This window comes from Porphyrobacter sp. TH134 (assembly GCF_002855495.1).
GTDB lineage: Bacteria > Pseudomonadota > Alphaproteobacteria > Sphingomonadales > Sphingomonadaceae > Erythrobacter.
In genome coordinates, this window is record NZ_PKRO01000063.1 from 1 (window position 1) to 9,176 (window position 9,176).

Genomic DNA, 9,176 nt, shown 5'->3' on the forward strand with positions numbered 1-9,176 from the left:
ATGCTCCCCGCCCCTGAAATCATCGCACGGTCACAACGAGACACCTCGTAACACTGGGTGTCGCCTTAGCTCGTAACACTGGGTGTCCATTGACATGGGCTTTGCGCCCTGCCGCCGGGCCGATCACGAAATGCTTATCAACGTCATGGAAGGCGTGGAGGACATCCCCGGCATTGTCATGACCGAAGGGCTGGCATGGGATTGGGAGACCTTCCCCGAATATCTCGATACCGTCGCGGCGGGAAAACGTGACATCGATGTCGCCGCCTACCTGCCGCATTCACCGCTGCGGGTCTATGCCATGGGAGAACGCGGCGCCGCGCGCGACGTCGCAACCGCGGATGATCTGGCGCTGATGCGGCGCCTGACGGCCGAAGCGATGCGCGCGGGCGCCATCGGCTTTGCAACCTCGCGGCTCAGCATTCACAAGACGGCTGACGGACAGGCGATCCCGACCTTCGATACCGACATCGCCGAACTCGAAGCCATCAGCTGCGGCATGAAAGATGCAGGGGCTGGCACGTTTCAGGTGGTGCTGGATGCCTTTGTCGGCTGGGACAAGGAATACCGGGTGATCGAACGGGTGATCGCCGCCAGTGGCCGCCCGGCGACCTTCACCCTTGCGTCCGGCAACGAAGGGCCGCCCCGCTGGCGGCGGGTGCTGGAGATGCTGGAGGCCACCAACGCCGCTGGCGGCACCGCCCATGCACAGGTGATGCCGCGCCCGATCGGCCTCATCGCCGGGCTGGAGCTGACGGTCCACCCCTTCGTGCTGTGCCCGAGCTGGGAGAAGATCGCCCACCTTCCCATCCCCCAGCAGGTCGCCGCCATGCGCGACCCTGCCTTGCGCGCGGCGCTGCTGGCCGAAGACTTCACGCCGGGCCACCCCTTCAACGAATTGGCGCGCAACTGGCGCTGGCTGTTCCCGCTCGACAACCCGCCCGATTATGCCCCGCCTGCGCATCTGAGCATGGCCGGCCAGGCGCAAGCGCGCGGCTGCACCCCGCAGGAGGTCGCCTATGAGCGGCTGCTGGCGACCGAGGGGCGCGGGTTGTTCCTCGCGGCGCTTGGCAATTACGAAAACGCCTCGCTGGAAAGCGCCCATGAAATGCTGCGCCACCCCTATTGCGTTCCGGGGCTTGGCGATGGCGGCGCGCATTACGGGGCGATCTGCGATGCCAGCTATTCAACCTGTCTGCTGACCCAGTTCGTGAAGGGCAATGGCCCGCTGTCACTGGGGCTGGCGGAGGCCGCGCATATGCTCGGGCAAAAGGCTGCATATGCGGTGGGCTTGACCGACCGGGGGACGCTGCAAGTCGGCGGACGGGCTGATCTTAACGTGATCGACCTTGACGGCCTGACCCTGCACCTGCCCGAGGTGGTGCGTGATTTGCCCGCAGGCGGACGCCGGTTGCACCAGCGCGCCACCGGCTACGAGGCGACGATCGTTGCGGGGCAAGTCATCCGCCGCTTTGACGAATCGACCGGCGCGCGCCCCGGACAGCTGGTGCGCGGCGCTGGCGCCCGCGCGGCCTAGCGCGTCGGCGTGACTTTGTAGAGCAGTCCCGCGCCACCGTAAGGCACCGGCACAAGCCCAGCGGGAACTGACACCGGGCGCGTGATGTCGCCAATAATCCAGACATGGGTAAAGGCGGCAAGCGGCAACTTGGCCAGTGATTCGGACAGCTTGGGCCGCAGGCGATGGCTGCAATCCTCACGCTGGGTGAGGTGTGAAGGATCGCGGTAAAACGGCCCTGCCGCCGGATAGCGCACGCGCATCGGATTGACCCCGGGCTGCTGCCACTGATCGTTCACGAAAGCATTGCGCCGGGCAATGGCTGCGCCCACGGCATGGTCGAGCACAGGCACGGCCCACGGGTTCCAGCACCGCTTGACCACGAAAAAGGCAATGCGCGCCCCCGTCGGCATCGGTTCAAGCGCGGTCAGCTCTGCCTGGATGATGCGGTCCTGTTTGATATAGGCCGCGCTGGTGATCGCCATCCGCCCGGCAAACAGCGCCAGCGCAATTCCCCCTGCGACGCGCAGCGCGGTCGCGCCCAGCCGCACTGGCCCGATCGCCACCAGCCCCAGCGCAAAGGCGTAAGGCAGCAGCCGCATATCCGCGAAAGCCGACCCGAACACCCGGTTTGGCAGAATGAAGTAAAAGGCCAGACACAGCACCGCCGCTACGCCCAGCCGGCGATCATAGCGAACCGTCCTGCTGAACAAGGCCCACACCAGCAGCGCGGTGATCACCGCCAACGCGCCCACGTCAAGGCTGTACCACTCGGTCCGCAGGGGCGAGCGCAGCCAGAACAGCTTGAAATCAAGCGACCAGCCCGACATCGCCGCGCCGGTTGCCTCGGCGCGCCAGATCACCATGGGGATGATCGGCATCAGCAGCGGCCAGCACGCCCCCACGATGCGCCCTGCGGCTGCCACTGGTCGCAGCCTCGCCGCAAACACTTCAGCCAGCATGGCAGAGCCTGTCATCAGGCCAAGAAATGCCCAGCCATAGGTATGGCACACCCAGATCGCCGCGCCGCCGACGGCCAGCCACAGCCGTGCCGCCCCGGTACGCTGAGCGCGGTGAAGGCGCAGCCACACCACAAATGCCAGCATCGCCAGTGCCATGCTCAGCGCGTAATTGATGAAGCCGTAATTGAAGGGGTAGCCGTACAATAGCGGGATCGCCGCGACGGCAAATGGCGTGACCCGGCCATGCACTTCGCGCGCGATCAGCAGCAGGCCGAGCGCGCCAAGAAACTGGGCCAGCACCACAACGAAATGGACCGCCGTCTCCAGCCCCAGCACCCGGTGCAGGGCCTGCACCAGAATATCGCCCCCCAGATTGCCGATCAGTTTCCATTCATAGGTATAGAACGGCTGAAGTTCGGGCCGGTTTGCAAGGTCGGTTTGCACCGCATAGCGCCCCAGATGTCCGTAAAGATCAACCAGCGGCGGAAAGCTGACGAGCAGCAGCGGGACAATCGCCGCAAAGCAGACAAGCAGGATCACCGGCCAGCGATCAAGCAGCCCAAACGGCGGCCGCGTGCCGCCTGCGGGCACGGTGTTCATGGTGTCTGAAAGGATCATTCGGGAACTGCGGACCTGAAAACGAAACGTTGCGACAATGCAAAAAAGATCACGATATAGGCAGCAATGGCCGGAAGCTGCGCCAGGGGATTATCGGCGCCCAAGGCCGATTGGGCCGCCAAAAGCGTCACAACATTGACCCCGTAGGCAAGCCCGAACGCCGCCAGAAACCGGGTCACTTCGCGCCCTGACACAGCGCCCCTGACCCCGAAGACATACCGCCGGTTCAGCGTAAAGGAGAGCATCAGCCCGGCGGCATAGCCCGCCGCGTTGGCAGCCAGTCCGCTCATCCCGGCCCATAATCCGCCGAAGATCACCGCCCAGCCAAGTGCCGAATTGGCAAGGCCTGTCAGCGCAAAACGGAACAAGCGGGTCAGCATCAGGTCAGCGCGCGACGAGGCAGTACTGCGCGCCCAGCGGCAGCCAGCCGAGCCCCCGTTCAAGCGGGCGCAGCGGCGCAAGAACAGCGGGGAAGAACATCGTCCAGCGCAGGCCCACCTCGGTAAAGCCAGCGGCCCGGAACCGGCGGCGCATTTCAGGCGCGGTGATCAGCACGGCGTTCTTGTCGAACGGGCAGGTTGCGACCGCATGGCGGGTCAGCGGGTTCCAGGGGTTGTGTTCAAACAGCACAAACCGACCTTGCGGGGTCAGCGTGCGGCGAATTTCGCCCAGCAGGCGGATGTGATCGCTGGCCGGGATGTGGTGGAACACACAGGCGGTGAAGACCAGATCGAAGCTGGCGTCGGCAAAGGGCAGCGTGCGCCCGTCATAGCAAACTGCGTTGATCGGGCGGATCGCGCGCGCCTCGCAATGGGTCAGCGACCGGGCCGACACGTCCAGCGCGGTCAGCGCAGCATCGGGAAATTCGCGCTGCAAGTGGGCAATGCAATTGCCGCGCCCGGCGCCGAAATCCATGATCTGCCGGGGCACGATGCCTGCCCGCTCCATGATCCGGGCCGTCTCGACCGCCTTGTACGCTGCGAAAAATTCGGGATCCTCGCCGCTCAGCTTGACGGAGGCTGCGTGCTGCGCGTCATAATCATCGACATAGGCGTCAAATTCAGCTTGCGACACGGATACCCTCACGCTCTTCGGCATCGATGATCACCGCCCCGCTGGCGGTGTCGGCAGTCACGGCCAGCGGGTGGCGGCGCAACTCGGCAATGATGAACAAGGGGCGCTGCTTGCCTTCCATGTACATCCGGCCGAGATACTCGCCGAACACGCCCAGCACCAGCAATTGAACACTGCCCATGATGAGAATGAGCGCGGCCAGGCTGGCCCAGCCTTCGACCGTGCCGCCGCGCAGCCATACCCAAACGATGCCAACCAGCGAGACCAGCCCGGCCAGTCCAAACAGCATGCCAAGATGCGAGGCAAACCGCAGTGGCACCACCGAAAAACTGGTCAACGCATCAACCGCCAGCGCGATCATCTTGGAAAGGGGATAATTGGTTTCCCCCGCAAACCGCGGATCGCGCTCGTAAGGGAAGGCGACCTGGCTGAAGCCCACAAAGCTGACGAGCCCCCGGATGAACCGATACCGTTCGGGCATGGCATTGAGCTGATCCACCACCCGGCGCGTCATCAGCCGGAAATCCCCCGTATCGCGCGGGATATGGGTATCGACCATCCGGCCCAGCATCCGGTAAAAGAGCGCCGCAGTGCCGCGTTTGAAGGCCGTCTCGCCCCGCCGCTTCACGCGCTGGCCGTAGACGACATCATGGCCTTCGCGCTGCTTGGCCAGCATCGGCCCCAGCAGTTCGGGCGGGTCTTGCAGATCCGCATCCAGCACGAACACCAATTGCCCGCGCACATGATTGAGCCCGGCGGTCAGCGCCAGCTGATGGCCGTGATTGCGCGCCAGGTTGATCGCCACAATCCGCGGATCACGTTCGGCATGGGCGCAGATCGCGGCCCAGCTCGCATCCTTTGAACCATCATTGATGAGGATGAGTTCATAGCGGTCGGCAAAAATCTGCTCGGCCGCGGCGGTCACCCGCTCGACCAGTGCGGCCAGGCCCGCTTCTTCATTATAGACGGGAATGACGACGGAAAGTTCGCAGGAGCCTGCTGGTGATCGCGGAACCTGCACCTTGCCAAATCTCCTGAAGCTGTTCCCATGCTGGCCGTTGGTGCATGATGGGTCAACGCCATTGCGTAGCCGCCTGTGCCGCGCAAACACCCCGCAGGCCGGAAGGTGGTGCCGCTTACGTGACTCGAACACGTGACCCCATCATTACGAATGATGTGCTCTACCGACTGAGCTAAAGCGGCATCCCCGCTTGCGGCCCTAATCCGGGCGGGCCGCAGGCGCAATGCAAAGGTGGAGGCCCGAGCCGGAATCGAACCGGCGTGCAAGGATTTGCAGTCCTCTGCGTAACCACTCCGCCATCGGGCCGAGCCGTTCGGGGCAGATGCTCCGAATGGAAGCGGCGCACTAGCGATTCGGCGCGGCAAAGGCAATGCGTCTTTATTGGCGCGGGGCTGGTGAGCGCTTTAGCCTCCTTCCCTTACGTCAGTCTGGACGCGAGCGGCCGCGCGCGGCAAAGCTATCGGCCATGACGATCGCCAGCCTGCTTGAACCTATTACCGGCCAGCCCGGCCCCGCCCATCTTGCCCATGCAACAGACTGGATGCAGGGGCGCACGCTGTACGGCGGGGCCTCGGCGCTGGTGGCCTATACCATGGCGACCCGCGCCTTTCCGGACCTGCCCCCCCTGCGCGCCGGGCAAGTCGCCTTTGTGGCGCCGGTGGGCGAGCATATCGAGCTTAAGGCCGAGATCGTGCGGCAGGGGCGCAACGTCACCCAATTGCGGAGCGAGATCCTGTCGGAAGGCCGGGTCGCGCTGACAGCCTTCTGGTTGTTTGGCGAGGGACGCGAAGCCAATGCCGTCCACCCTTCAGGCCAGCCCGAGGATTGGCCCGGCCCGCCCGAGGACAACGAGGTGGTCACCCACAGCTTTGCTCCCGCCTTTGTCGCCAAGAATTTCGAGCTGCGCCACGGCCAGACCAAGAGCAGTGATCGCGGCGCGACCGTGCGACGCTGGGCGCGGCTGATCGAGGAACACAATCTTGATCCGGTCGCCAAACTGGTGCTGATGGGCGATGTCATGCCGCCGGGAGCCATGCGGGCGATGCAGCGCCAAGGCCCGATCAGTTCGATCAACTGGTCATTCAATGTGCTCGACCCGGAAAGCCGGTCGCGCGGTGGCTGGTATCTTGCCGAAAACGCCAGCCAGCATGCCGACCGGGGCTATTCGTCAGAGCGATTGCGGCTGTGGGATGCCGATGGCAAACAAGTGCTCGACGGACTGCAATGCGTAGCGGTGTTCGGGTAGCGCCGTGCATGGATGACGGGGTGAGAGCGCGCAGGCGTCAAGCAAGCGACCGCTTTCGCCCGGTTTGCGAAGATAAGCTGCCGTTCGGGAAGCGGCTCCGTTGCGGACGTTCCCCTTTTCGTCGCCCCGTGCTTGACACGGGGGGTATAGTGAACCGCTCAAAACTGAATTCGAGCGACCACAGTGCGCTTCGTCGAGACTGACATCTTCAAGATAGCGATCACATTCAAAGAGCCTAAGAAGTCGCAGCTTTCCGAATTGCTTTTATGCGCGCCATTGCCCTCCGAACCGGTGGATCAATTTGATCCTCTGGGATAAATGGGTCGTCGTCATCTTGCAAAACTGAAAGGTCTGGATCGTGATCTTCAATGGTCCAAGCAGGTCGAACTTCCAGCCTTCTTCGCGGTTGGATAAGATCATACAAAGGTACAGGAAATTTTTGCCCAACGGGGGTAATTGCGGGGGCTAAACCAAATTCTCCTGCCTGATCGTAGGCGGCCAAGAAGTTATTCAAGTTGTCTGGCGTGGTCGGGTTTAGACGCATGTAGCGGGAGAGGGAGAGGAATGTTTTGCCTTTCTCAACCAAACTTGTCCGGAAAACGGGACCGACGTGCATAGAGTAAGCAAACGGTTCGCGTTTGGAGACGCCCGTAACGATTGAAAGGCGGACATTTTCATCACTGCCTACACGCCCCCAACGTTCTCTCCAATCTTCAAAAATCCGCCTTGCTGCGTCAGCATCCCGAAAATGGAGAGCAAGAAGAGGACCGGGCCATTGTGGATGGATCATAAAAGCTGTCCCATACCACCCTGCCTTGTTCCACAAATCCATTTGGATTGGAGAAAGCACCGTACGGTCAGTATGCTTCATTTCCTCCGGCTTCGCGAAATCATCCGGCGGATCGCCTTCGCCATATTTCGGGCTGGTCTCGATCTCCGGTTCCGCTGTCTCCCTTATGATGAGGGGCGCTGTTCGCAGCGGTGCAAACTCACGCGCATCGGTTTTAAAATGATCCGAAATGCGAATTGGGGGCTTGTTTCCGAATACATTGCAATTCGCAGTTAGCATGTCGCTGAAAAGCAATGCGCGACTGAAACCTCGCTCACTATCAGCGATTTTTGTAAGCCACTTTTCAACATCACGTACGATTGCAAAATGGCAAACAATTTCAACAATCGCGACATGTAGCCAATCGCGATATGTCTGCATTTTTTCCGCGCTGTCTTGCCGAAAAGCGGGTGAATAACTCACTTCAAAAAACGATGCGCCCTTGTCCTCAACAACTCGGTGACTCGGAACCGCACCTTCATCTGCGTTTGACCGCATGACAATCCGGAGCGTTTCCCTGTGGGGCATCACGTCGCGCTCATCGCTAGTGGCCATAAAGCTTTCAAGACAGCCAAGGATCGACTCAGCTATGCCCACCGAGACGGGATCGGAATTGCTGGTCAGCAAAATTGAGCAACCAAGGACGACAGACCGAAACTCGACGGTATCGCGATCCATCAAAATCGTATGGTCGGGCATCTGATCTGCACCGGGTACGGCGATCCAGTGATTAAGGAAATCCTCAATGTCTTGGTCCGTTTGCTCTGCAGGGCAATATCCCTCGGTTCGCAAAGCCTGTCGTTGACCTAATGAAAACAGCGTCGCCATCCCAGCGATTACAAGATCGTATTCTTCAAATATGTCATGCAGTTTTGTAATGCTGCCAAGCTGCTCAGGCTTTAGGTTTAACAGCGACAACCCAAACGCAACTTCGATTGAGATCAAATCCTCGTCGGCTTCGGCCCTCAACTCGTCCGAAGGTGCTGAAGCAGACATAATCATTTTTGCCAAAATCAGCGCAGCAAGGGCTTGGGGTGCGCGTCCCAGCCGAAGCTCTGACCAGACGAGTTGCTTTGCCGCTATCCATGCCGACCATTCGACAATACCGCTTTCCCTAAACTCGTGCATCGTGTGGTCCAGAGCAGCCAAGGCTCTATTCCTCGCCGCCCATCGCAGACCCACAACGCTGTATGCCCCGCTGCTACCTAGTAATGCCTGAGTCAGTTCGTCCCTGTACTCGCGCTTAAGGAGCAGCTCTTCGGCTCGCCCAAGCCAACGGATCGCCTCATAGGGATTTTCAAGTTCGAGCTTTTGGAAAGCCCTCTTGATATGAGCCTGACCTGCCGCCCCATCGCTCCGTCTTTGAGCGATAACCTCGGTTAGCTTGGTGTAAACTTCGTCGAATTCGGGACTATCTATGACAGAACCAAATTCACTAACAACGCTCTCTAGCAACTCCACCGGATATGCCCCCAAGGGCTTGGACGCATCTAGAATGTCGCCGAGTGCCCGCCAACAATCGTCTAATCCATTTTGCGCTTCGTCTATCATCGCCTCATGGACATCTATGAGTACGAGGTAAGTCTTGGCTTCGAGAGCATTGTTTGGGCGTGCGGTATCTGCAGCAAGTGGCTGCAGGATCGAGACCAGATTTTTCTTCTTTTTGTCAGTGTCGACGTCAGAATTTTTCAATCGGCCATTGCGAATACAGGCCGTGGCAAGAACCCAAAGAGTATATAAATAATGAACGTCTGAGCTTTGATTAGTGCCTTCAATCCGTCCTTCTAAGTCATTATAGAGAGCCAGAAACTTATGAGAACGGCGGTGCAAAATTAGACCACGGTAGCGGCGACGAAGTGTTGCTGCGGGCGGCGTAAAAGTCGTCCACTTTGCCCTTTTGCGGGAGCGGG

The 9,176-nt window shown here is 60.7% G+C and carries 7 protein-coding genes and 2 tRNA genes; 2 read left to right on the forward strand and 7 right to left on the reverse strand.

What is annotated here, in order from left to right; genetic code table 11:
* Positions 1–82: 82 nt before the first annotated feature.
* Positions 83–1,537 carry an N-acyl-D-amino-acid deacylase family protein gene (locus tag C0V72_RS15375; protein ID WP_233999982.1) on the forward strand — a complete coding sequence of 485 codons (1,455 nt, stop codon included), beginning with the start codon at positions 83–85 and terminating at the stop codon, positions 1,535–1,537.
* Here C0V72_RS15375 and C0V72_RS15380 read toward each other — a convergent pair.
* The 6 genes from C0V72_RS15380 to C0V72_RS15405 all read right to left on the reverse strand — a co-directional run bounded on the left by C0V72_RS15380 (position 1,534) and on the right by C0V72_RS15405 (position 5,497).
* Positions 1,534–3,096 (reverse strand): hypothetical protein, encoded by a 1,563-nt coding sequence (locus C0V72_RS15380; protein WP_101795019.1) that lies wholly within the window; start codon positions 3,094–3,096, stop codon positions 1,534–1,536. The two genes, C0V72_RS15375 and C0V72_RS15380, sit on opposite strands and share 4 nt — an antisense overlap.
* A complete protein-coding gene (locus C0V72_RS15385) occupies positions 3,093–3,476 on the reverse strand; it encodes a GtrA family protein (protein ID WP_101795020.1) in 384 nt (127 codons plus the stop codon). Before C0V72_RS15385 ends, C0V72_RS15380 begins: the two co-directional genes overlap by 4 nt.
* A 4-nt stretch (positions 3,477–3,480) precedes the next feature.
* Positions 3,481–4,170 carry a class I SAM-dependent methyltransferase gene (locus tag C0V72_RS15390; protein WP_101795021.1) on the reverse strand — a complete coding sequence of 230 codons (690 nt, stop codon included), beginning with the start codon at positions 4,168–4,170 and terminating at the stop codon, positions 3,481–3,483.
* On the reverse strand, positions 4,157–5,323 hold the full coding sequence (locus C0V72_RS15395; RefSeq protein WP_233999983.1) for a glycosyltransferase family 2 protein: 1,167 nt from the start codon (positions 5,321–5,323) through the stop codon (positions 4,157–4,159). Before C0V72_RS15395 ends, C0V72_RS15390 begins: the two co-directional genes overlap by 14 nt.
* Positions 5,298–5,373 (reverse strand) — tRNA-Thr (locus C0V72_RS15400). Before C0V72_RS15400 ends, C0V72_RS15395 begins: the two co-directional genes overlap by 26 nt.
* Before the next feature lie 50 nt (positions 5,374–5,423).
* A tRNA-Cys gene (locus tag C0V72_RS15405) sits at positions 5,424–5,497 on the reverse strand.
* A gap of 160 nt (positions 5,498–5,657) precedes the next feature.
* Here C0V72_RS15405 and C0V72_RS15410 point away from each other — a divergent pair.
* Positions 5,658–6,437 (forward strand): acyl-CoA thioesterase, encoded by a 780-nt coding sequence (locus C0V72_RS15410; RefSeq protein WP_101795023.1) that lies wholly within the window; start codon positions 5,658–5,660, stop codon positions 6,435–6,437.
* A gap of 235 nt (positions 6,438–6,672) precedes the next feature.
* Here the strand turns inward: C0V72_RS15410 and C0V72_RS15415 are convergent.
* Positions 6,673–9,176 (reverse strand): hypothetical protein (locus tag C0V72_RS15415; protein WP_233999984.1); only part of this gene is annotated, 2,504 nt, incomplete at its 5' end.